The following is a 22,501-nucleotide window of genomic DNA, read 5'->3' as shown; positions in this document are numbered from 1 at the left end:
GTCAGAACGGGAGCGGCAGGTGGAGCAGCGGGTCGACGGCCACGCCGAGGAAGAGCAGCGTCAGGTAGCTGATCGAGTAGTGGAACAGCCGCATCGCCCCCAGCGCCTTGCCGGTGACGCCGCGCCGCGCGCGGGCGAGCAACCGGTGGGACTCCACGACGAAGAGAGCGCCGGAGACCACCGCGACCACGGTGTAGACCCAGCCCATCGGGGCCACCGGCACCAGCACGAGCGAGACGGCGACCGTCGCCCACGCGTAGGCGACCACCTGGCGCCCCACCGTGACGTCCTCGGCCACCACCGGCAGCATCGGCACGCCGGCCGCCGCGTAGTCCTCCTTGAAGCGCATCGACAGCGGCCAGTAGTGCGGCGGTGTCCAGAAGAAGACGACCAGGAAGAGGACGAGCGCCGACCACGACAACGAGTCGGTCACGGCGGACCAGCCGATGAGCACCGGCATGCAGCCGGCCACGCCGCCCCAGACGATGTTCTGGCTGGTGCGCCGCTTGAGCAGCGCGGTGTAGAAGACGACGTAGAGCAGGATCGCGCCCAGACCCAGCCAGGCGGACAGCCAGTTGACCAGCAGACCCAGCCAGAGCACCGACGCGATCCCGAGGACGATGCCGAAGATGAGCGCGGCGCGGGGCGTCACCGTCCCGGTGACCAGCGGCCGGTTCGACGTCCGGTGCATGTGGGCGTCGATGTCCCGGTCCAGGTAGCAGTTGAGGACGTTGGCAGAGGACGCGGCCAGGGTGCCACCCACGAGGGTGGCCACGATGAGCCAGATGGGGGGTATGCCGCGCTCGGCCAGGAACATGACCGGGAAGGTCGTGACCAGGAGCAGCTCGATGATGCGCGGCTTGGTCAGCGCGACGTAGTCGCCGACCACGTCCCGCACCCCCCTGGACGTCCCTGCCGGCGCAGCCTCGGTGTCGGTGCCGCCGTCAGGCGCAGGTCGGGGGTCGAGCGTGGTCACAGTGTCCTTCGGCAGGGGTGGCGGCGTCGTCCCGGCGGACGGGGACGGGGGCTGGCCTCGATGGTACTCCGTCGGCCCCGCCCGGCCCGAACCTGGTGAGGTCCGGCAACAGGCGGCAACGGACGCGACGGAAAGGGTGAGGGGATAAGGTCGTCAGTAGGTCGTCCCTGGCCGTGAGGCCGGGACCAGCACGCCGTCCCCGCACCCAAGGAGCACTTCGTGAGCCAGACCGCCCACCTCTTCACCGCCGACCGTGACGACAGGCTGACCAGGCCGATCGCCGACGCGGTGGGCTGGACCGACGCGGACGTCCGGGCGGTCGACACCGTCCGGGTCCTGGCCGCCGACGCCGTGCAGAAGACGGGGAACGGCCACCCCGGCACGGCGATGAGCCTGGCCCCGCTCGCCTACCTGCTCTACCAGAACGTGATGACGCACGACCCGTCCGACCCGCACTGGCTCGGCCGCGACCGCTTCGTCCTCTCCTGCGGGCACTCCAGCCTCACCCAGTACATCCAGCTCTACCTCTCCGGCTACGGGATGGAGATGGAGGACCTGGAGGCGCTGCGCACGTGGGGAAGCATCACCCCCGGCCACCCCGAGGTCCACCACACCACCGGCGTGGAGATCACGACCGGCCCCCTGGGGTCCGGCCTGGCCTCTGCGGTCGGCATGGCGATGGCGCAGCGCCGCCAGCGCGGGCTGCTCGACCCCGACGCGGCCAGCGGCGAGTCCCCCTTCGACCACCACGTGTGGGTCATCGCCTCCGACGGCGACATCATGGAGGGCGTCGCCTCCGAGGCCTGCTCGCTCGCGGGCCACCAGGAGCTGTCGAACCTCACCGTCGTCTACGACCAGAACTTCATCTCGATCGAGGACGACACCGACATCTCCTTCAGCGAGGACGTGGCCAAGCGCTACGAGGCCTACGGCTGGCACGTGGAGACCGTGGACTGGCGCGGCAGCGCCGGCTCCGCCGGCGGCGCGGTGGAGCACCGCGACGGCGTCCAGGAGGGCAGCGGCCTCTACACCGAGGACGTCGACACCCTGTATGCCGTGCTGCAGGCCTCCCGCGAGCGCACCGACAAGCCCACCCTGGTCATCCTGCGCACGATCATCGCCTGGCCCGCGCCGGAGGCGCAGGACACCGGTGCCTCGCACGGCTCGGCGCTGGGCGCCGACGAGGTGGCGGCCACCAAGAAGATCCTCGGCTTCGACCCGGAGGTCTCCTTCCCGGTCGAGGAGGAGGTGCTCGCCCACGCGCGCGGCGTGGTCGAGCGCGGCCAGCAGGCCCACGCCGCCTGGCAGGAGCGCTACGAGAGCTGGCGCTCGGCCGACCCGGAGCGGGCGGCGCTGCTCGACCGGCTCGAGGCCAGGCAGCTTCCGGAAAGGCTCGGGGAGGCGCTGCCCACCTTCGAGGCCGACCCCGAGGGGATGGCGACCCGCAAGGCCTCCGGCGAGGTGCTGACCGCCCTGGCCGACGTGATGCCCGAGCTGTGGGGCGGCTCGGCCGACCTGGCCGGCTCCAACAACACGACGATGAAGGGCGCGCCCTCGTTCATCCCGGAGTCCAAGGCCACCGAGATGTTCCCCGGCGACCGCTACGGCCGCACGCTGCACTTCGGCATCCGCGAGAACGGCATGGGGATGATCCTCAACGGGATCGCGCTCGAGGGTCTGACCCGGCCCTACGGCGGCACCTTCCTCATCTTCTCCGACTACATGCGCCCCGCGGTCCGGCTGGCTGCGCTCCAGCAGCTGCCGGTGATCTACGTGTGGACGCACGACAGCATCGGCCTGGGCGAGGACGGCCCGACCCACCAGCCCGTCGAGCACCTGGCGGCACTGCGGGCCATCCCCGGCCTCGACGTGGTCCGCCCCGCCGACGCCAACGAGACCGCGGTGGCGTGGCGCACCGTCCTGGAGAGCGTGGACCACCCTGCCGGCCTGGCCCTGACGCGCCAGAACGTGCCCACCTTCGACCGCTCGCTCATGGCCTCGGCCGAGGGCACCGCCCGCGGCGGCTACGTCCTGGTCGAGGCCGAGGGCGGCGAGCCCCAGGTCGTGCTGATCGGCACCGGTTCCGAGGTCCAGCTCGCGGTCGAGGCGCGCGAGGCGCTGCAGGCCGAGGGCGTCCCGACCCGCGTGGTCTCGATGCCCTGCCGCGAGTGGTTCGACGCCCAGGACCGTTCCTACCGCGACGAGGTGCTGCCGCCCCGGGTGCGCGCCCGCGTCTCGGTCGAGGCCGGCGTGGCGCAGGGCTGGCGCGAGCTGGTCGGAGACGCCGGCCGGATCGTCAGCCTGGACCACTTCGGCGCCTCCGCCGACTACAAGACCCTCTACCGCGAGTTCGGCATCACCGCCGAGGCCGTCGCCGCGGCCGCGCGCGAGTCTCTCGCCGCAGCGGCCGGCGACGAGGACGCGGCGCCGGGCAGGTCCGCCCCGGACGGACCCACCGGCGAGGAGAGCACCCTCGGGGACGCCGGCGAGGGCGGCACCCGGTCCACCGACGAGTCACAGCACTGACGCGAAGAACGAGGAAGAGGACACCATGAGCGACAGCAACGCCAACCCCACGACCACCACCCGCACGGCCCTGCACGAGCTGGCCGACCAGGGCGTCTCGGTCTGGCTCGACGACCTCAACCGGCCGATGATCGCCGACGGAGACCTCGCGGCATACATCGACCGCGGGGTGCTCGGGATCACCACCAACCCGACGATCTTCGCCACGGCCCTGTCCGAGGGCGAGGCCTACACCGACCAGATCGAGTCCCTGGGCATGGACACCGTGTCCACCGACGAGGCGGTCTTCGCGCTGACGACCACCGACGTGCGCGACGCCTGCGACGTCTTCGCCCCGGTCTTTCAGCGCACCGGCGGGCTGGACGGCCGTGTCTCCATCGAGGTCGACCCCCGCCTGTCCGCCGACACGGCCGCCACCGTCGAGACGGCCAAGCGGCTGTGGGCCGAGATCGACCGGCCCAACCTGTTCATCAAGATCCCCGCGACCGTCGAGGGCCTGCCCGCGATCACGCAGACCCTGGCCGAGGGCATCAGCGTCAACGTCACGCTGATCTTCAGCCTGGACCGCTACCGCGGGGTCATGAACGCCTACCTCACCGGCCTGGAGCAGGCGCGTGAGCGCGGCAGGGACCTGTCCAGCATCCGTTCGGTGGCCTCCTTCTTCGTCTCCCGGGTGGACAGCGAGGTCGACAAGCGGCTGGACCAGATCGGCACCGACGAGGCCCTGGCGCTGCGGGGCAAGGCGGGCGTGGCCAACGCCCGCCTGGCCTACCAGGCCTTCGAGGAGGTCTTCTCCACGCCGCGCTGGCAGAACCTCGCCGACGACGGTGCGCACGTGCAGCGGCCGCTGTGGGCGTCCACCGGCGTGAAGAACCCCGACTACCCCGACACGCTCTACGTCACCGAGCTGGTCGCACCCGACACCGTCAACACCATGCCGGACAAGACCCTCGAGGCCACGATCGACCACGCCGAGATCACCGGCGACACGGTCACCGGTGCCTACGACGACGCGCAGAAGGTGCTCGACGACCTCGCCGCGGTCGGCGTCTCCTACTCCGACGTCGTCGACCTGCTGGAGGAGGAGGGCGTGGACAAGTTCGAGAAGTCCTGGCAGGAGCTGCTGGACACGGTCGCCGCAGAGATGTCCAAGCACCCGGGGCGCGCATGAACGCCCTGACGGTCGAGGCCCTCGGCGCCGCTGCGGACGCGGTCGAGCGCCACCTCGCGGGCCTGGTCGAGCATCGGTTCGCCTCCCGGCTCTTCGCGCAGGACGCGACGCTGTGGGGCGAGGACGCCGAGTCCGAGGCCTCCGTCCGGCTGTCCTGGGTCGGTCTGCCCCGGTCCTCCCGACCGCTGGTCGGCGAGGTCGAGGCGCTGCGCGAGCAGCTGCGCGACCGCGGTGTCTCCCGGATCGTGCTCTGCGGCATGGGCGGTTCGAGCCTGGCACCCGAGGTCATCTGCGCCACGGCAGGGGTCCCGCTGGTCGTCCTGGACAGCTCCGACCCCGACATGGTCCGCGCCGCGGTGGAGGAGGACCTGGCGGCCACCGGGGTCGTGGTCTCCTCCAAGTCCGGCACGACCCTGGAGACCGACTCCCAGCGCCGGGCCTTCGTGCAGGCGTTCACCGAGGCCGGGATCGACCCCACCGAGCGGATGGTGTTCGTCACCGACCCCGGCAGCGCGATGGACGAGCAGGCCCGCGCCGGGGGCTACCGCGTCGTCAACGCCGACCCCGGCGTCGGCGGTCGCTACTCCGCGCTCACCGCCTTCGGTCTGGTCCCCTCCGGGCTCGCCGGCGTCGACGTCGGGGCGCTGCTGGACGAGGCCGAGGAAGTCGCCGACCTGCTGGCCGACGACGACCTGGGCAACCCCGGGCTGCGCCTGGGCGCAGCCCTGGGCGGCACCGAGCCGCTGCGCGACAAGCTGCTCTTCACCGACCTGGGCTCGGGGATCGACGGGCTGGCCGACTGGGCCGAGCAGCTGATCGCCGAGTCGACCGGCAAGCAGGGCACCGGCGTGCTGCCGGTCGTCACCCCCGCGGGCACCGGACCCGCCGACGGCATCACCGAGCCGGGCGACTGCACGGTGGTGGCGCTCACCGCAGATCCCGACGACGAGGACACCGAGCCGGCGGACGGGGACGGGAAGGCCCGGACCGCGACCGGCTCGCGCGTCAACGTGTCCGGCCCGCTGGGCGCCCAGCTCCTCCTGTGGGAGGTCGCCACCTCCGTGGCCGGGCAGCTGCTCGGGATCAACCCCTTCGACCAGCCCGACGTGGAGAGCGCCAAGGAGGCGGCCCGCGAGATCATGTCGAGCGGAGGCGGGTCCGGGCAGGAGCCGCGCGCCGTGGACGGCGCGGTCGAGCTGCGGGCCGGCGACTGGCTGCCGGCCGGCACCGACACGGTCGAGGCGGCGGTCGGGGCGCTGGTCGACCAGCTGGACCCCGCGCGCGGCTATCTGGCGGTCATGGTCTACCTGGACCGCGTCGAGCACGCCGATCTCGCCGAGGTGCAGGCCGACCTGGTGCGGCGCACCGGGCGGCCGGTCACCTTCGGCTGGGGCCCGCGCTTCCTGCACTCCACCGGGCAGTACCACAAGGGCGGCCCCGCCCAGGGCGTCTACCTGCAGGTCACCGGAGCTCCGTCGAAGGACCTGCCGGTCCCCGGACAGGACTTCACCTTCGGGCAGGTCATCGCCGCCCAGGCCGCAGGGGACGCCGGAGTGCTGGCCGACCACGGCCGGCCGGTGCTGCGCCTGCACCTGACGGACCAGGTCCGCGGCCTGGCCCAGCTGCGGGACGTGCTCTCACGTTGAGCGAGCGCACGCCCGCGGCCGTCACCGCCGAGCACAACCCGCTGCGCGACCCCGACGACAAGCGGCTTCCCCGCATCGCGGGGCCGTGCAGCATGGTGATGTTCGGCGTCACCGGTGACCTCGCCCGCAAGAAGCTCATGCCGGCGATCTACGACCTGGCCAACCGCGGGCTGCTGCCGACGGGCTTCTCCCTCGTCGGCTTCGCCCGTCGGGAGTGGGCCGACCAGGACTTCGCCAAGGTCGTCCACGAGTCGGTGCGCGAGCACGCCCGCACCCCCTTCCGGGAGGAGGTGTGGCGCACGCTCGCCGAGGGTTTCCGCTTCGTCCCCGGGTCCTTCGACGACGCCGACGCCTTCACGCTGCTGGCCCGCACCGTGCGCGCGCTGGACGAGGAGCGCGGCACCGGCGGCAACCACGCCTTCTACCTGTCCGTCCCGCCGGCCTGGTTCGCGCCGGTCTGCGACCAGCTGCAGGCCTCCGGCCTCGCGGACCAGCAGCCGGGGTCCTGGCGACGGGTCGTCATCGAGAAGCCGTTCGGCCACGACCTGGCCAGCGCCCAGGAGCTCAACGCCATCGTCGAGGGCGTCTTCCCCCCGGACTCGATCTTTCGGATCGACCACTACCTGGGCAAGGAGACGGTCCAGAACCTGCTGGCGCTGCGCTTCGCCAACCAGATGTTCGAGCCGGTGTGGAACAGCCACTACGTCGATCACGTCCAGATCACGATGGCCGAGGACATCGGCATCGGCGGACGGGCCGGCTACTACGACGAGGTCGGCGCCGCCCGCGACGTCATCCAGAACCACCTGCTCCAGCTGCTCGCCCTGACCGCGATGGAGCCGCCGATCGCCTTCACCGCCGACGCTGTCCGTGCCGAGAAGGAGAAGGTGCTGGCCTCGGTGCGCCTGCCCGAGGACCTCGACGCGGCGACCGCCCGCGGCCGCTACACGGCGGGCTGGCAGGGCAGCGAACCGGTCCCCGGCTACGTCGAGGAGGAGGGCGTGGACGCCTCCGCGCACACCGAGACGTATGCCGCGATGAAGCTCTGGGTGCACACCCGCCGTTGGGCGGGCGTCCCCTTCTACCTGCGCACCGGCAAGCGGCTGGGCAAGCGGGTGACCGAGATCGCGGTCGTGCTCAAGCGCGCCCCGCACCTGCCCTTCACCGACACCGCCACCGAGGAGCTGGGGCAGAACGCCGTCGTCATCCGCGTGCAGCCCGACGAGGGCGTCACGATGCGCTTCGGCTCCAAGGTGCCCGGCACCCAGATGGAGGTGCGCGACGTCACGATGGACTTCGGCTACGGCGCCTCGTTCACCGAGTCCAGCCCGGAGGCCTACGAGCGCCTCATCCTCGACGTCCTGCTCGGTGAGCCGCCCCTCTTCCCCCGGCACGAGGAGGTCGAGCTGTCGTGGAGGATCCTCGACCCGATCATCGACCACTGGGCGGCCAGCGACACGCCCCCGCAGGACTACCCGGCGGGCACGTGGGGTCCGCCCTGCGCCGACGAGCTGATGCGTCACGACGGCCGTGAGTGGAGGCTGCCATGATCCGCGACCTGCCCAGCACCTCGACCCGCGAGGTCTCCAAGGAGCTCCTCCGGCTGCGCAACAGCGTCGGCGCGATGGCGATGGGCCGGGTGCTCACCCTGCTGGTGTCCGTCGACGACGAGCACGCCGACGACGCGATCCGGGCGGCCAACGACGCCACCCGCCAGCACCCCGCCCGCATCCTGGTCCTCGTCAGCTCCAACAGCCGGGGCAAGGGACGGCTCGACGCCCAGATCCGCGTCGGCGGCGACGCCGGCGCCAGCGAGATCGTCGTGCTGCGCCTCTACGGCGAGCTGACGCGCCAGCAGGCCGCGGTCGTCACTCCCCTGCTCCTGCCCGACTCCCCCATCGTGGCCTGGTGGCCAGCGGCCGAGCCCGCCGACGTGGCGTCCTCTCCCCTGGGCCTGATGGCCCACCGGCGGATCACCGACGCGGCCGGGGTCCCGCGCCCCGCCACCCAGCTGCGGCGGCGCGGCAAGCACTACGTGGCCGGCGACACCGACCTGTCGTGGACCCGGGTGACCCGCTGGCGCGCGCTGCTCGCCTCGTCCCTGGAGTCCGCGCCCTTCGAGCCGGTGACCTCGGCCGCGGTCACCGCCGAGCCCGACAGCGCGGCCGCGGGCCTGCTGGCCGGCTGGCTGGCCGCCGCGCTGGGCTGTCCCGTGACGCGTGTGCACAGCGCCGTGGGAACCGGGCTGGTGAGCGTGCGGCTGGACCGTGACAGCGGCCCGATCGACCTGGTCCGCAGCGAGGACGGCAGCGACACGGCCACGCTCAGCGGCGTGGGCAACAACCGCCCACGGCTGGTGGCTCTGCGCACGCCCACCCTGCCCGAGGTCCTCGCCGAGGAGCTGCGCCGGCTGGATGCCGACGAGGTCTACGCCAAGACCCTGTGCGACGGCCTGCCGCGCGTCACCCAGGGCGGGACCCGCTCGGAGGCGGAGCGTCGGGGACGCGTCCCCGGTCATCCCCCCAAGGTGGACGCCGTGCAGCAGGGGCTGGGCTCGAAGGACCTGACCGGCCGCGAGGCGTCGGACAGCCGCGACGAGGACCGCGTCCGGGCGCTCGTCGACGAGGGCCTCAGCCAGGGGCGGACGGACGCACCCGGGCCGGAGGTGCGGGCGCACACCGACCGGAGCGCCCTCGCCGAGGCGGTGGCGGACGCGCTCGCGGCCCGGGTGGACGCAGCCTTCCGCGACCGCGGGATCGCGCACGTGGTGCTCACCGGAGGCTCGATGGGCAGCGCCGTGATGACGGCGCTCTCGGCGCGGGCCGACGCCGGCCGCCTCGACCGGGCCGCCTGGCGGTCCACCCACCTGTGGTGGGGCGACGAGCGCTACCTCCCGACCGACGACGAGGACCGCAACGACGTCCAGGCGGACGCGGCCGGGCTCGGCGACCTTCCCGTGCTGAAGGAGAACGTCCACCGGGTCCCCGGCGGCGCCGACCCGGCACGGGCCGGCGAGGCCGCCGCCCGCTACGCCGCGTCGCTGGCCGAGCAGTCCCTGGAGGGCCAGTCCGTCCCTGCCTTCGACGTGGTCATGCTCGGCATGGGCCCGGACACGCACGTGGCCTCGCTCTTTCCCGGGCTCCCCCAGGTCAGGGAGCAGGAGAGCACCACGGCGGCGGTCACCGACTCCCCCAAGCCTCCGCCGGCGCGCGTGACGATGACCGTGCCGGCCCTGTCCGCGGCCCATTCCGTGTGGCTGGTCGTCAGCGGGTCGGACAAGGCCGACGCCGTGGCGACCGCCACGGCCACCCACGACGACCCCGACGTGCCCGCCTCCTGCGTCCGGGGCCGGCGCGAGACGGTCTGGTGGCTGGACGAGGACGCTGCGGCCGAGCTGGACTGACCACCCGGCCCCGTCCCGGTCCGGCCCCGGCGTGGCAGGTAGCCACGCCCGCGCGAGCATGCGGAAGGCACGGTCGGGCCAGGTGGGTGCGGCGGGACGACGCGTGCCCCTGCCGGCGCCCTCGGTCGGTCTAGGCCGTGCCGGTGCCTCGCCGCTCCCGCAGCGAGCGCAGCGCCTCGTCGAGCAGCGCGGCGCCGTCACCGTCGGTGCGGCGCTCCTTCACGTAGGCCAGGTGCGTCTTGTAGGGCTCGGTGCGCGGCGCCTCCGGGGGATGCTCCGGGTCGGTGCCGGCCGGCAGCCCGCAGCGCGGACAGTCCCAGGTCTCGGGGATCTCGATCTCGCCGCCCTCGGCGAAGCTGGGTGTCGTCTCGTGCCCGTTGGCGCACCAGTAGCTCACCACGATGCGCGGGGCCGACTGCCCCCTCTCGCTCTCCCCCGTCGGGCCTGAGCCCACCTTGCTGCCGCGGATCGCGTTGGTGCCGACCATCTGCCAGGCCCTCTCCTTCGTGCGCCGTGCCGGCCGCGCCCTTCAGGACGGACGCAGCGACGGGTCAGGAACGCAGCGTAGCCTGTGGCGCCCCTTCCCCGACAGGGGGTATGCCGTGCCGCCCTCCCCCCGGCCCCGCCGGTCCCGGTCAGGCGAACCGGATGAGCAGGCCCAGCCCGACGACGACCGCGGTCCAGACCACGGCCACCGCGACGGTGATCCGGTTGAGGTTGCGCTCGGCGATGGACGAGCCGCCCAGGCTGCTGCTCATCCCCCCGCCGAACATGTCCGACATGCCGCCGCCCTTGCCCTTGTGCATGAGGATGAGCAGCACGAGGAAGATGCTCGTGATCACCAGCAGGGAGTTCAGGAACCAGCGCACGTACTCCACGCGGGACACACCTCGTCATCGAATCAGCAGGATGGATGGCGCCCCGCACCGCAGGGCGAATGACAGCCTAACCCAGGCCCGGTCCCCCACCGAAAAGCTGCGGGGGACCTGGGGCCGGGTCGGACACCGTGGCGCTACGCGCCGGCGCCGTGGTGCTGCTGGTAGCGGCAGATGGCCGCGAAGTCGTCCACCGACAGCGAGGCCCCGCCGACCAGGGCCCCGTCGACATCGTCCTGGGCCATGATCTCGGCGACGTTGCCGGGCTTGACCGAGCCGCCGTAGAGCACGCGCATCCCGTCGGCGACCTCCGCCCCGGCGAGCTCGCGCACGGCCGAGCGGATCGCGGAGCAGACCTCCTGGGCGTCCTGCGGCGTGGCCACCTCCCCGGTGCCGATGGCCCACACCGGCTCGTAGGCGACGACGACCCGCGCGACCTGATCGGCCTCGAGCCCGGACAGCGCACCGCGCAGCTGATCGACGACGTGCTCGACCTGGCGGCCGGCCTGACGCACCTCCAGGTCCTCCCCCACGCACAGCAGCGGCGTCAGGCCGTGACGCAGGGCGGCGCGCACCTTGGCGGACACCACGTCGTCGTCCTCGGCGTGGTACTGACGGCGCTCGCTGTGCCCGACGACCACGTAGGTGCAGCCGAGCTTGGCCAGGAACGCCCCCGAGATCTCCCCGGTGTAGGCGCCGTCGTCGTGCTGGGACAGGTCCTGCCCGCCGAAGCCGAGCCGGAGCTTGTCGCCCTGGACCAGCGTCTGCACCGAGCGCAGGTCGGTGAACGGCGGCAGCACGACCACCTCGACGGCGTCGAAGTCGTGCCGCGCGTCGCGCAGCGTCCAGTCCAGCTTCTGCACCAGGTGGGTGGCCTGGAGATGGTCCAGGTTCATCTTCCAGTTGCCCGCCATCAGCGGGGTACGTGCGGTCTTGGCAGCCATCAGTCCTCCAGGACGGTCAGTCCGGGCAGTTCCTTGCCCTCCAGGTATTCCAGGCTGGCCCCACCGCCGGTGGAGATGTGGCCGAAGTCGTCCTCGTCGTAGCCGAACTCTCGCACCGCGGCGGCGCTGTCGCCGCCTCCGACGACGGTCATCGCACCCTCGTGCGTGCGCTCGACCAGGACCTTGGCCACCGCGCGGGTGCCGCTGGCGAAGGGCTCCATCTCGAACGCGCCCATCGGCCCGTTCCAGAAGACGGTCCGGGCGTCTGCGAGGCGGTCTGCGAACAACTTCTCCGAGTCTGGTCCGATGTCCAGGCCCATCATGCCGGCGGGTATGGAGTCCGCCGCCACCACCTCGTGGCGCGCGTCGGCCGAGAAGGCGTCGGCGACCACGATGTCCGTCGGCAGCACGATCTCCACGCCGCGCTCGGCCGCGGTCCCGAGATAGCCGCGCACCGTGTCGACCTGGTCGGCCTCCAGCAGGCTCGTGCCCACCTCGTGCCCCTGGGCCTTGAGGAAGGTGAAGACCATCCCGCCGCCGATCAGCAGCCGGTCGGCGACCGCGATCAGGGACTCGATGACGCCGAGCTTGTCGCTGACCTTCGCGCCCCCCAGCACCACCGCGTAGGGGCGCCGGGGATCCTCGCGCAGCTGGCGCATGACCTCGACCTCGGAGCGGACCAGGTCGCCGGCCGCGTGCGGGAGCAGGCGGGCGACGTCATACACCGACGCCTGGGCGCGGTGCACGACGCCGAACCCGTCGGAGACGAAGGCGTCGACCATCCCGGCCAGCTGCCGGGCGAAGTCCGCGCGCTCCTCGTCGCTCCTGGCGGTCTCCCCCGGGTTGAACCGGAGGTTCTCCAGGACGAGGACCTCCCCGTCGGACATCGCGGCGACCGCGGCCTGCGCCTGCGGGCCGACCGTCTCCGTGACGAAGCCGACGGGGCGACCGAGCAGCTCGCCGAGGCGCCCGGCGACCGGCCCCAGGGAGTACTTCGCCTCCGGGACGCCCTTGGGGCGGCCCAGGTGCGCCACGACGACCACGCGGGCGCCGGCGTCGGCCAGCAGGCGGACGGTGGGCACCGAGGCGCGCACCCGTCCGTCGTCGGTGATGGTCGACCCGTCCAGCGGGACGTTGAGGTCGCTGCGGACCAGCACGGTCCGGCCGGCGAGTCCGCCGAGCTCCTCGGCGAGCTGCTCGATCGTGCGCATCGGGCTCAGAGCTTGCTGCCGACCAGGGCGACGATGTCGACCAGGCGGTTGGAGTAGCCCCACTCGTTGTCGTACCAGCCCACGACCTTGACCTGGTTGCCGATGACCTTGGTCAGGCCGGAGTCGAAGATGCAGGAGTGCGGGTCGGTCTCGATGTCCTTGGAGACGATCGGGTCCTCGGTGTAGGACAGGATGCCCTTGAGGGGCCCCTCGGCGGCCTTCTTCATGGCCGCGTTGACCTCCTCCACGGTGACCTCGCGGCCGGCCTCGAAGGTGAGGTCGGTGGCCGAGCCGGTCGGCACCGGGACCCGCAGCGCGTAGCCGTCGAAGCGGCCCTTGAGCTCGGGCAGCACGAGCGCCACCGCCTGCGCCGCACCGGTCTTGGTCGGCACGATGTTGAGGGCTGCGGCTCGGGCGCGGCGCAGGTCCTTGTGCGGGCCGTCCTGCAGGTTCTGGTCGGCGGTGTAGGCGTGGATGGTGGTCATCAGGCCCTTGACGATCTCGAACTCCTCGTGCAGGACCTTGGCCATCGGGGCCAGGCAGTTGGTCGTGCAGGAGGCGTTGGAGATGATGTCGTGCGCGGCCGGGTCGTAGTCGTCGGCGTTGACGCCGAGCACCAGGGTGATGTCCTCGTTCTTGGCCGGCGCGGAGATGATGACCTTCTTGGCGCCGGCGTCGATGTGCGCCCGGGCCTTGGTCGCGTCGGTGAAGATGCCGGTGGACTCCACGACGACGTCGGCGCCGAGCTCGCCCCACGGCAGGGCTGCCGGGTCCGTCTCGGCGAACGCCCGGATCGAGCGGCCGTCGACGCTGATGTCGTCCTCGGTCGCGGTCACCTCGGCGTCGAGCCGACCCAGGATCGAGTCGTACTTGAGCAGGTGCGCCAGCGTCTCGTTGTCGGTCAGGTCGTTCACCCCCACGATCTCGATGTCGGCGCCCGAGGCCAGCACGGCCCGGATGAAGTTGCGGCCGATGCGGCCGAAGCCGTTGATGCCTACGCGAACGGTCATGGAACAACCTTCCCTCGTCGGTGGTGGCACGCCGTCTGCGCGCCACGGTGATCGACGTCGTCGTCTGGTCCCAACCTATCGGCACCACGGGGACGCACCAAAAGCAGGGGACCCTTCTGCTGAGCTCAGGGTCGGTCGCCGGGCAGGCCCGTGTCAGTCGTCGAGCATGTCGGGCGTGAGGCTGGCCTCGGTGTCCTCGATCCCCAGCTCCTCGGCGCGCTTGTCCGCCATCGCCAGCAGCCGCCGGATCCGGCCCGCGACCGCGTCCTTGGTCATCGGCGGGTCCGCGATCTGGCCGAGCTCCTCGAGGCTGGCCTGCTTGTGCTTCAGCCGCAGCTCCCCGGCCACACGCAGGTGCTCGGGGATCTCGCCGGCGAGGATCTCCAGGGCGCGCTCCACCCGAGCACCGGCCGCGACCGCGGCCCGGGCCGAACGGCGCAGGTTGGCGTCGTCGAAGTTGGCCAGCCGGTTGGCGGTGGCCCGGACCTCGCGGCGCATCCGGCGCTCCTCCCACGCCAGCACGGCGTCGTGGGCGCCCAGCCGGGTGAGCATCGCGCCGATGGCGTCGCCGTCGCGGATCACCACGCGGTCCACGCCCCGCACCTCCCTGGCCTTGGCCTGGATGCCCAGGCGGCGGGCGGCGCCGACGAGCGCCAGCGCAGCCTCCGGCCCGGGGCAGGTGACCTCGAGGGCGGAGGAGCGTCCCGGCTCGGTGATCGAGCCGTGCGCGAGGAAGGCTCCCCGCCAGGCGGCCTCAGCGTCGCAGACGCTGGCGCCCACGACCCGCGGCGGCAGTCCGCGGACCGGACGCCCGCGGTTGTCGATGAGGCCGGTCTGGCGCGCCAGCGACTCGCCGTCGGAGGTGGCGCGCACGACATACCGCGTCTGCTTGCGCAGCCCTCCCGGCTTGAGCACCATGAGCTCGCTGCTGCTGCCGTAGACCTCGGCCATGAAGGCGCGCAGCCGACGGGCGCTCTGCGCCGCGTCCAGCTCGGCCTCGATGACGATGCGCCCCCCGACGATGTGCAGACCGCCGGCGAAGCGCAGCATCGTGGACACCTCCGCCTTGCGGCAGCAGGTCCTGGTGACCGGCAGCCGGCTGAGCTCGTCCTTGACCCTCGCGGTCATCGCCACTGCCGTCAACCTCCTTCTACGCCCGTGCAGGGTCGGAGCAGACCCCATCTGCTGGCTCCTCGCTGCGGGCAGGGTACCCGTTCCCTGGCCCGACCCGGGACTCACCGCGTCACCGCCATGATGTCCCTGAAGGCCGCTGCGAGCCGCAGGGTGTCGTGCACCCCCGGCGCGCCCATCTTGGCCACGGTCGTCACCACCAGGGCGGCCCCGAGCTGCTCGACGGCCGCCTCCAGGGCGGCCCGCTCGGCGTCGGTGCGCACCACCTGAGGGTCGGCGATGACGTGGTCGAAGGTGAGGCCGGGGGCGTGGTTGACGACGGCGTGGACGTGCTCGGCGACGGTGTACCCGCTGGCCTCGTCGTCGGTCAGGCTCACGTTGAGGGTGAGGATCCGGCTGGCCGGGGTGTCGCGCAGCGCCCGGAGCAGCTCGGGCACCAGCAGGTGCGGCATGACCGAGGTGAACCACGACCCGGGGCCGAGCACCACGAAGTCGGCCAGCTTGATGGACTCCAGCGCCTCGGGGCAGGCCGGCGGTGCCTGCGGCGTCAGCCGCACGGTCTCCACCTTGCCGGAGTGGCGGGCCACCCTCGACTGGCCCCGCACGATGATCTCGGCCCCCTCCCCCATGTCGTCGGGCACCAGCACGGACGCCTCGATGTCCAGGGGCACGAGCGACATGGGCAGCACCCGGCCCCGGGTGTTGAGCAGCCGCCCGACCAGGTCGAGACCGCGCACCTGCTGGTCGGGGATGAGGTCCCACAGCGCGGTGATGAGCAGGTTGCCCAGGGCGTGCCCGCCGAGCTCCCCGTGCCCGCGGAAGCGGTGCTGCAGCACCGCCGACCACTGGTGGCCCCAGCTGGTGTCCTCGCACAGTGCGGCCAGGGCCATCCGCAGGTCGCCCGGGGGCAGGATGTCGAACTGCTCGCGCAGCCGGCCGCTGGAGCCGCCGTCGTCGGCGACCGTCACGACGGCGGTGATGGCCTCGGTGATGTGGCGCAGCGCCTGCAGCGTGGCCGACAGACCGTGGCCGCCGCCCATGGCGACCACCCGGGGAGGCATCACTCCCGTCCCAGGTCGCGGTGGAAGGTGGTCAGCTGCACGCCGGCGTCCTCCAGGTCGCCCAGCCGCAGCGCCAGGTCCTCCGCGATCGCCACCGAGCGGTGCTTGCCGCCGGTGCAGCCCACCGCGACCGTCACGTAGCGGCGTCCCTCGGCCAGGTAGCCGGCGGTGGCGGTGCGCAGCATCGCCTCGACGTGGTCCAGGTAGCTGCCCGCGAGCTCCTGCCCGAGGACGAACTCGCGCACGACCGCGTCCTTGCCGGTGTAGGGCCGCATCTCGGGGTTCCAGTAGGGATTGGGCAGGAAGCGCAGGTCGAGCACCACGTCGGCGTCCAGGGGGATGCCGTACTTGAACCCGAAGGACATCACCGCCAGGCGCAGCCGGACCTCGACCCCGGTCTCGACCAGCGAGTCGATCTTGGCGCTGAGCTGGTGCACGTTGTAGTTGCTGGTGTCCACGACCACGTCGGCGTTGGAGCGCAGGTCGGCGAGCGTCCGCCGCTCGCGCCGGATCCCGTCCAGCAGCAACCCGTCCCCCTGGAGCGGGTGCGGTCGCCGGACCGCGTCGAAGCGGCGGACGAGGGCCTCGTCGGAGGAGTCGACGAAGACCACCCGGGGGCGCCAGCCCAGGACGGTCAGCTCCTTGAGCGCGACCGACAGCTCGGTGGTGAAGTCGCGGCTGCGGACGTCGACGACGGCGGCGACCTTCTGCCGCTGCGGGTCGTCGGCGGTGACCTCCATGAGCTGGACGATCATCGAGGGCGGCAGGTTGTCCACGACGTACCAGCCACGGTCCTCGAGCACGTCCCCGGCGGTGGTCCGTCCGGCCCCGGACATGCCGGTGAGGACGACGACGTCCTGGCGGCGCACGTGCCCGGCGGGGGGCACGGCCGGCTCCGCGGTCGTCGGGGACGGCTCTGCGGTGCGATCCTCGGGGGTCACGGTGGGCTCACCTCGTCGTCGGTCACGGCGCGGCACGACGCTCTCACGGCGCGCCGCCGGGTCGCCGCCCGTTGGGCGGCCGGCTCAGTCGAGGACCTCGCCGGTGCTCAGGTTAACCGCCACCCCCCGCTCGGCGCCCTGCAGCCGGGTGAAGACGGCGGTCGCGACGGCCGGTCCGATGCCGGGGACCTCCTGGAGCTGCTCCACCGTGGCACGACGCAGCGCCTTGACGGAGCCGAAGCGCGCGAGCAGCGACTGCTGACGCGCCTTCCCCAGACCGGGTATGCCGTCCAGCTCGCTGGCGGTCATCGACCGCGAGCGGCGCTGCCGGTGGAAGGTGTTGGCGAACCGGTGGGCCTCGTCCCGCACGCGCTGCAGCAGGTAGAGGCCCTCGCTGGTGCGCGGCAGCACCACGGGGTGGTCCTGCCCGGGGATCCAGACCTCCTCGAGCCGCTTGGCCAGACCCACGACCGTCACGTCGGAGACGCCGACCTCGGTGAGGGCCGCCTGCGCGGCGTTGACCTGCGGCAGCCCGCCGTCGACGACGACGAGGTTGGGCGGGTAGCGGAAGGTGGACGAGCTGTCCCTGCCCTCGTCGGGCCCGTCCGTCTCCTCCAGGCCCGCGGGCCGGTCGGCCTCCCCGGCGACCCGGCCCTCCTCGGCGCGCGCGCGGCCCCTCACGAGGTGCCGGAACCGCCGCGTCAGCACCTCGTGCATCGCGGCGGTGTCGTCGCCGGTGCCCTCGCGCACGACGTAGCGGCGGTACTCCGACCTGCGGGCCAGCCCGTCCTCGAAGACGACCATCGAGCCGACCATGTCGCTGCCCTGCACGTGGCTGATGTCGAAGGACTCGATCCGTAGCGGTGCCTCGCCCAGCTCGAGCGCGTCCTGCAGCTCCTGCAGGGCCTGCGAGCGCAGGGTCAGGTCGCCGGATCGGGCGACCTTGTGCCGGGCCAGTGCCTGCTCGGCGTTGCGGGCGACGGTCTGCATCAGGGTGCGCTTGTCGCCCCGCTGGGGGACGCGCACGCGCACCCGGGCGCCGCGCAGCCCGCCGAGCCACTCCTCGAGCTCCTCGTGCCCGGACGGCAGGACCGGCACCAGGACCTCGCGGGGCACCTCGTCGCCCTCCTCGGCCCCGTAGACCTGCTGCAGCAGGTGCTCGACGACCGAGCCCAGGTCCTCGGCGCCCTTCTCGCTCACCCAGCCGCGCTGGCCGCGGATGCGCCCGCCGCGGACGAGGAAGACCTGGACGGCCACCTCCAGCTCGTCGTCCGCCAGGGCGTAGACGTCGGCGTCGGTGTCGTCGTTGAGCACGACCGCGGACCGCTCCAGGGCACGCTTGAGGGCGGCGACGTCGTCGCGGAGGCGGGCTGCGGTCTCGAAGTCCAGCTCGGCCGAGGCCGCCTGCATGTCCGCCTCGAGCTGCCTGACGAACCGGGCGTGGTCGCCGGCCATGAAGGCGCAGAAGTCCTCGGCCAGCGCCCGGTGGTCCTCGGGACTGATCCAGCCCACGCACGGCGCCGAGCACTTGCCGATGTAGCCGAGCAGGCAGGGGCGGCCGGTCTGCTGGGCGCGCCGGAAGACCCCCTTGGAGCAGGTCCGCACGGGGAACACCCGCAGCAGGGTGTCCAGCGTCTCGCGGATCGCCCAGGCGTGCGTGTAGGGACCGAAGTAGCGGGTGCCGGGACGCTTCGAGCCCCGCATCACCTGGGCACGGGGGAACTCCTCGCCCATCGTGACCGCAAGGTAGGGGTAGGACTTGTCGTCGCGGTACTTGACGTTGAAGCGCGGGTCGAACTGCTTGATCCAGGAGTATTCCAGCTGAAGGGCCTCGACCTCGTTGCGCACGACGGTCCACTCGACGCTGGCGCCGGTCGTGACCATCTGCCGGGTCCGCGGGTGGAGGGCGGCGGGGTCCTGGAAGTAGGAGGAGAGCCGGGAGCGCAGGGACCCGGCCTTGCCGACGTAGATGACCCGCCCGTGCCGGTCGCGGAAGCGGTAGACGCCCGGCTCGGCGGGGATCTCCCCCGGCCGCGGCCGGTAGCTGGCGGGGTCAGCCACGGACCAGCAGGTCCCCGCCGTCGACGGTGACGTCCAGGACCGTCAGACCGGTCGTCGCCGGGCCCTGGACGACGTCGCCGGTGGCGGGGTCGAAGCGGCTGCCGTGGCACGGGCAGACCAGGACCGCGCCCTCCCTCTCGGAGACCGCGCAACCCGCGTGCGGGCAGGTGGAGCCGAAGGCCACGAAGTCCCCCTCCTGCGGCTGGCTGACGATGATCTTGGCGTCACGGTAGTACGTCGAGGAGCCGACCCCGGTGTCCGCCGCGGGCACGACGAGCGCGCCGTCGGCCGCCGTCGAGGCCGCCGAGGGCGAGGACCGGCCCCCGCAGGCGGAGAGCAGCGCCGCGGAGGCTCCCGCGACGGACACGGCACCGGCACCCTGCAGCAGCCGGCGGCGGGAGGTGCCGCAGGCGCAGGGGGCGGCGCTGGTCGGCTGGGTCATGCGTCCTCCTCAGGCGCTCGTGCGCCGGGTCGTGGGTGCCTCCTGGTCCCGGTCGATGCCGAGGGCGGGGGCCAGGAACCGTCCGGTGTGGCTGGTGGGGTGGGTGGCCACCTGCTCCGGGCTGCCCTCCACCACGACGGTACCCCCGCCGCCACCGCCCTCCGGACCGAGGTCGACGACCCAGTCCGAGCTCTTGATGACGTCGAGGTTGTGCTCGATGACGAGCACGGTGTTGCCCTTGTCCACCAGCCCCTGCAGCACGCCGAGCAGCCGTCCGATGTCCTCGAAGTGCAGCCCGGTGGTGGGCTCGTCGAGCACGTAGATCGTCCGGCCGGTGGAGCGCTTCTGCAGCTCGGAGGCGAGCTTGACTCGCTGCGCCTCGCCGCCGGAGAGCGTGGTGGCCGGCTGGCCGAGCCGGACGTAGCCCAGCCCCACCTGGACCAGCGTGGTCAGGTGGCGGCTGATAACCGGCACCGCCGCGAAGAACTCCGCGGCCTCCTCGATCGGCATGTCGAGCACGTCGGCGATCGTCTTGCCCTTGAAGCGCACCTCGAGGGTCTCGCGGTTGTAGCGGGCCCCGTGGCACACCTCGCACGGCACGTAGACGTCGGGCAGGAAGTTCATCTCGATCTTCAGCGTGCCGTCGCCGGAGCACGCCTCGCAGCGGCCGCCCTTGACGTTGAAGGAGAACCGGCCGGGCAGGTAGCCGCGGACCTTCGCCTCCTGCGTGCCGGCGAAGAGCTTGCGGACGTGGTCGAAGACGCCGGTGTAGGTGGCCGGGTTGCTGCGGGGGGTCCGTCCGATCGGGCTCTGGTCCACGTGCACGACCTTGTCCAGCTGGTCCAGGCCCTCGACCCGCCGGTGCCGCCCGGGCACGTGCCGGGCGCCGTTGAGCTGGTTGGCCAGCACGTGGTAGAGGATGTCGTTGACCAGCGTCGACTTGCCCGAGCCCGACACCCCCGTGACCGCGACGAGGTTGCCCAGCGGGAAGGAGACGTCGATGTTGCGCAGGTTGTTCTCGCGGGCGCCCCGGACCGTCACCCACCGCCCGTCCTGGGGGCGCCGCTGGGCGGGCACCGGGATGGAGCGGCGGCCGGAGAGGTACATGCCGGTCAGCGAGGTCGGGTGGTTGACCAGACCCTCCACCGAGCCGCTGTGCACGACGTGCCCGCCGTGCTCCCCCGCGCCCGGGCCGATGTCGACGACCCAGTCGGCGGTGCTGATCGTGTCCTCGTCGTGCTCCACGACGATGAGCGTGTTGCCCAGGTCGCGCAGCCGGGTCAGCGTCTCGATGAGCCGGTGGTTGTCGCGCTGGTGCAGCCCGATGCTGGGCTCGTCCAGGACGTAGAGCACGCCGACCAGGCCCGAGCCGATCTGGGTGGCCAGGCGGATGCGCTGGGCCTCCCCGCCGGAGAGCGTCCCCGCCGGCCGTGCCAGCGTCAGGTAGTCCAGGCCGACGTCGAGCAGGAAGCCCAGCCGGGCGGCGATCTCCCGGTTGACCTGGCCGGCGATCGTCAGCTCGCGCTCGGTGTAGTCGACCCCGGAGAGGAACTGCGCGCACTCGTCGATGGGCAGCTCGCACACCTGCGCGATGCTGCGCCCGCCCACGAGCACCGCAAGGATCTCCGGCTTGAGCCGGGCGCCCTTGCACGCCGGGCAGGGCACCCGGCGCATGAACCCCTCGTAGCGCTCCCGGCTGCTCTCGGACTCCGTCTCGGCGTGCTTGCGCTTGACGTAGGGCACGACGCCCTCGAAGCCGGTGGAGTAGCTGCGCTCGCGGCCGAAGCGGTTGCGGTAGCGCACGTGCACCTTGTGCTTGTAGCCGTGCAGGATCGCGTCGCGGGCCCGGCCGGGCAGCTGGCGCCAGGGCACGTCGAGGCGGAACTTCAGGTCCTCGGCGAGGCCGCCGAGCACGCGCTTGTAGTAGTCGTTGAGCCCGGCGGTGGTGGACCAGGGGATGATCGCGCCCTCGAGGATGGAGGTGTCCTCGCCGCGGATCACCAGCTCGGGGTCGACCTCGAGCTCGGAGCCGATGCCGGTGCACTCCGCGCAGGCCCCGAACGGGCTGTTGAAGGAGAAGCTGCGCGGCTCGAGCTCGTCGAGGCTGAGCGGGTGCTCGTTCGGGCAGGCCATCCGCTCGGAGAAGCGGCGCTCGTGCGGCAGCGGGCGGCCCTCCGCGTCGACCGGCGCCGGCCGATCGGCGCTCCCCCCGCCGGCGGGGGCCGCGTCGACGAACTCCGCCACCACGATGCCGTCGGTCAGCCGCAGCGCGGTCTCCACCGAGTCGGTCAGCCGGCGCAGGTGCGCCGGGTCGGGCACGCCGTCGACGGCGTCCTTGGCCACGAGCCGGTCGACGACCACCTCGATGGTGTGCTTGCGCTGCTTCTCCAGGGTCGGCGGCGCGCTGAGCTGGACCACCTCGCCGTCCACCCGGGCCCGGGCGAAGCCGGAGGCCTGCAGCTCGGCGAAGAGGTCGACGAACTCGCCCTTGCGCCCGCGCACGACCGGCGCGAGCAGCTGGAAGCGGGTGCCGCCGGGCAGCTCCAGCAGCCGGTCGACGATCTGCTGGGTGGTCTGCCGCTCGACCGGCTCCCCGCAGACCGGGCAGTGCGGGCGCCCCACCCGGGCGTAGAGCAGCCGGAGGTAGTCGTAGACCTCGGTGATCGTCCCCACCGTCGAGCGCGGGTTGCGGTTGGTCGACTTCTGGTCGATCGAGACCGCCGGCGACAGGCCCTCGATGAAGTCGACGTCGGGCTTGTCCATCTGTCCCAGGAACATCCGGGCGTAGGCGGACAGCGACTCGACGTAGCGGCGCTGACCCTCGGCGAAGATGGTGTCGAAGGCCAGGCTGGACTTGCCCGAGCCCGACAGCCCGGTGAACACGACGAGGGCGTCGCGGGGGATGTCGACCGAGACGTTCTGCAGGTTGTGCTCGCGGGCACCCCGGACCTGGATCCGGTCGTGACGCGGTCGCAGGCTCGGGGACGGGACGGACGCAGAAGATCGCACCCGACCACTCTAGGTCGCCGGACCGACACACCCGACCGCGAAAGGGGTTCCATGCAGACCTCTGCATATGTATGCTGTCCACCCACCCCTCGCG

General features: G+C 72.5%; 17 protein-coding genes. 5 read left to right on the top strand and 12 right to left on the bottom strand.

Annotation, left to right across the window (positions count from 1 at the left end):
- Position 1: 1 nt before the first annotated feature.
- A complete protein-coding gene (locus tag DV701_RS02360; protein WP_114926911.1) occupies positions 2–976 on the bottom strand; it encodes a heme o synthase in 975 nt (324 codons plus the stop codon).
- Positions 977–1,195: 219 nt separating this feature from the next.
- On the opposite strand from DV701_RS02360, the gene tkt reads away from it, so the two are divergent.
- From tkt to pgl, 5 genes are read left to right on the top strand one after another with little or no spacing between them, the layout of a single operon-like run.
- Positions 1,196–3,502, top strand: a complete 2,307-nt coding sequence (tkt, locus tag DV701_RS02355) for a transketolase (protein WP_114926910.1) — start codon at positions 1,196–1,198, stop codon at positions 3,500–3,502.
- A 25-nt stretch (positions 3,503–3,527) separates the two neighbouring features.
- Positions 3,528–4,673 (top strand): transaldolase, encoded by a 1,146-nt coding sequence (tal, locus tag DV701_RS02350; protein WP_114926909.1) that lies wholly within the window; start codon positions 3,528–3,530, stop codon positions 4,671–4,673.
- Entirely contained in the window at positions 4,670–6,319 is a 1,650-nt protein-coding gene (locus tag DV701_RS02345; protein WP_114926908.1) for a glucose-6-phosphate isomerase, read from the top strand. The genes tal and DV701_RS02345 overlap by 4 nt, the downstream gene beginning before the upstream one ends.
- Entirely contained in the window at positions 6,316–7,869 is a 1,554-nt protein-coding gene (zwf, locus tag DV701_RS02340) for a glucose-6-phosphate dehydrogenase (protein WP_114926907.1), read from the top strand. Before DV701_RS02345 ends, zwf begins: the two co-directional genes overlap by 4 nt.
- Positions 7,866–9,722 (top strand): 6-phosphogluconolactonase, encoded by a 1,857-nt coding sequence (pgl, locus tag DV701_RS02335; protein WP_162802754.1) that lies wholly within the window; start codon positions 7,866–7,868, stop codon positions 9,720–9,722. Before zwf ends, pgl begins: the two co-directional genes overlap by 4 nt.
- A 130-nt stretch (positions 9,723–9,852) precedes the next feature.
- Here the strand turns inward: pgl and DV701_RS02330 are convergent, their stop codons facing one another.
- The 11 genes from DV701_RS02330 to uvrA form a co-directional block, all read right to left on the bottom strand.
- The gene (locus DV701_RS02330) at positions 9,853–10,209 is read right to left on the bottom strand and encodes an RNA polymerase-binding protein RbpA (protein WP_114926905.1); all 357 of its coding nucleotides are present in this window, start codon (positions 10,207–10,209) and stop codon (positions 9,853–9,855) included.
- 148 nt (positions 10,210–10,357) lie between these two features.
- The gene (gene secG / locus DV701_RS02325; protein WP_114930618.1) at positions 10,358–10,600 is read right to left on the bottom strand and encodes a preprotein translocase subunit SecG; all 243 of its coding nucleotides are present in this window, start codon (positions 10,598–10,600) and stop codon (positions 10,358–10,360) included.
- A 134-nt stretch (positions 10,601–10,734) separates the two neighbouring features.
- Positions 10,735–11,541: a triose-phosphate isomerase gene (tpiA, locus tag DV701_RS02320; RefSeq protein WP_114926904.1), complete on the bottom strand. Its 807-nt coding sequence runs from the start codon at positions 11,539–11,541 to the stop codon at positions 10,735–10,737.
- Positions 11,541–12,752, bottom strand: coding sequence for a phosphoglycerate kinase (locus tag DV701_RS02315; protein ID WP_114926903.1), 1,212 nt, complete (start codon positions 12,750–12,752; stop codon positions 11,541–11,543). Before DV701_RS02315 ends, tpiA begins: the two co-directional genes overlap by 1 nt.
- 5 nt (positions 12,753–12,757) lie before the next feature.
- Positions 12,758–13,762: a type I glyceraldehyde-3-phosphate dehydrogenase gene (gap, locus tag DV701_RS02310; RefSeq protein WP_114926902.1), complete on the bottom strand. Its 1,005-nt coding sequence runs from the start codon at positions 13,760–13,762 to the stop codon at positions 12,758–12,760.
- A 153-nt stretch (positions 13,763–13,915) separates the two neighbouring features.
- A complete protein-coding gene (gene whiA / locus DV701_RS02305; RefSeq protein ID WP_114926901.1) occupies positions 13,916–14,896 on the bottom strand; it encodes a DNA-binding protein WhiA in 981 nt (326 codons plus the stop codon).
- Positions 14,897–14,997: 101 nt separating this feature from the next.
- Positions 14,998–15,954, bottom strand: a complete 957-nt coding sequence (locus DV701_RS02300) for a gluconeogenesis factor YvcK family protein (RefSeq protein ID WP_202863609.1) — start codon at positions 15,952–15,954, stop codon at positions 14,998–15,000.
- Entirely contained in the window at positions 15,954–16,895 is a 942-nt protein-coding gene (gene rapZ, locus DV701_RS02295; RefSeq protein ID WP_228255173.1) for an RNase adapter RapZ, read from the bottom strand. Before rapZ ends, DV701_RS02300 begins: the two co-directional genes overlap by 1 nt.
- A gap of 84 nt (positions 16,896–16,979) precedes the next feature.
- Complete coding sequence (gene uvrC / locus DV701_RS02290; RefSeq protein ID WP_114926900.1) at positions 16,980–18,956, bottom strand: excinuclease ABC subunit UvrC; 1,977 nt, start codon at positions 18,954–18,956, stop codon at positions 16,980–16,982.
- Positions 18,949–19,398, bottom strand: coding sequence for a Rieske (2Fe-2S) protein (locus DV701_RS02285; RefSeq protein ID WP_114926899.1), 450 nt, complete (start codon positions 19,396–19,398; stop codon positions 18,949–18,951). The genes uvrC and DV701_RS02285 overlap by 8 nt, the downstream gene beginning before the upstream one ends.
- A gap of 9 nt (positions 19,399–19,407) precedes the next feature.
- Positions 19,408–22,407 (bottom strand): excinuclease ABC subunit UvrA, encoded by a 3,000-nt coding sequence (gene uvrA, locus DV701_RS02280; RefSeq protein WP_228255172.1) that lies wholly within the window; start codon positions 22,405–22,407, stop codon positions 19,408–19,410.
- Between the last annotated feature and the right edge of the window lie 94 nt (positions 22,408–22,501).

Source organism: Ornithinimicrobium avium (assembly GCF_003351765.1).
Taxonomy (GTDB): Bacteria; Actinomycetota; Actinomycetes; order Actinomycetales; family Dermatophilaceae; genus Ornithinicoccus; species Ornithinicoccus avius.
This window is presented reverse-complemented; position numbering and strand designations above follow the sequence as displayed.

What these genes read in the sequence shown, in the direction of transcription:
- tal (WP_114926909.1), top strand. Translation starts at nt 3,528, where the DNA reads ATGAGCGACAGCAACGCCAACCCCACGACCACCACCCGCACGGCCCTG.
- DV701_RS02345 (WP_114926908.1), top strand. Translation starts at nt 4,670, where the DNA reads ATGAACGCCCTGACGGTCGAGGCCCTCGGCGCCGCTGCGGACGCGGTC.
- pgl (WP_162802754.1), top strand. Translation starts at nt 7,866, where the DNA reads ATGATCCGCGACCTGCCCAGCACCTCGACCCGCGAGGTCTCCAAGGAG.
- DV701_RS02330 (WP_114926905.1), bottom strand. Translation starts at nt 10,209, where the DNA reads ATGGTCGGCACCAACGCGATCCGCGGCAGCAAGGTGGGCTCAGGCCCG.
- tpiA (WP_114926904.1), bottom strand. Translation starts at nt 11,541, where the DNA reads ATGGCTGCCAAGACCGCACGTACCCCGCTGATGGCGGGCAACTGGAAG.
- DV701_RS02315 (WP_114926903.1), bottom strand. Translation starts at nt 12,752, where the DNA reads ATGCGCACGATCGAGCAGCTCGCCGAGGAGCTCGGCGGACTCGCCGGC.
- gap (WP_114926902.1), bottom strand. Translation starts at nt 13,762, where the DNA reads ATGACCGTTCGCGTAGGCATCAACGGCTTCGGCCGCATCGGCCGCAAC.
- DV701_RS02300 (WP_202863609.1), bottom strand. Translation starts at nt 15,954, where the DNA reads ATGCCTCCCCGGGTGGTCGCCATGGGCGGCGGCCACGGTCTGTCGGCC.
- DV701_RS02285 (WP_114926899.1), bottom strand. Translation starts at nt 19,398, where the DNA reads ATGACCCAGCCGACCAGCGCCGCCCCCTGCGCCTGCGGCACCTCCCGC.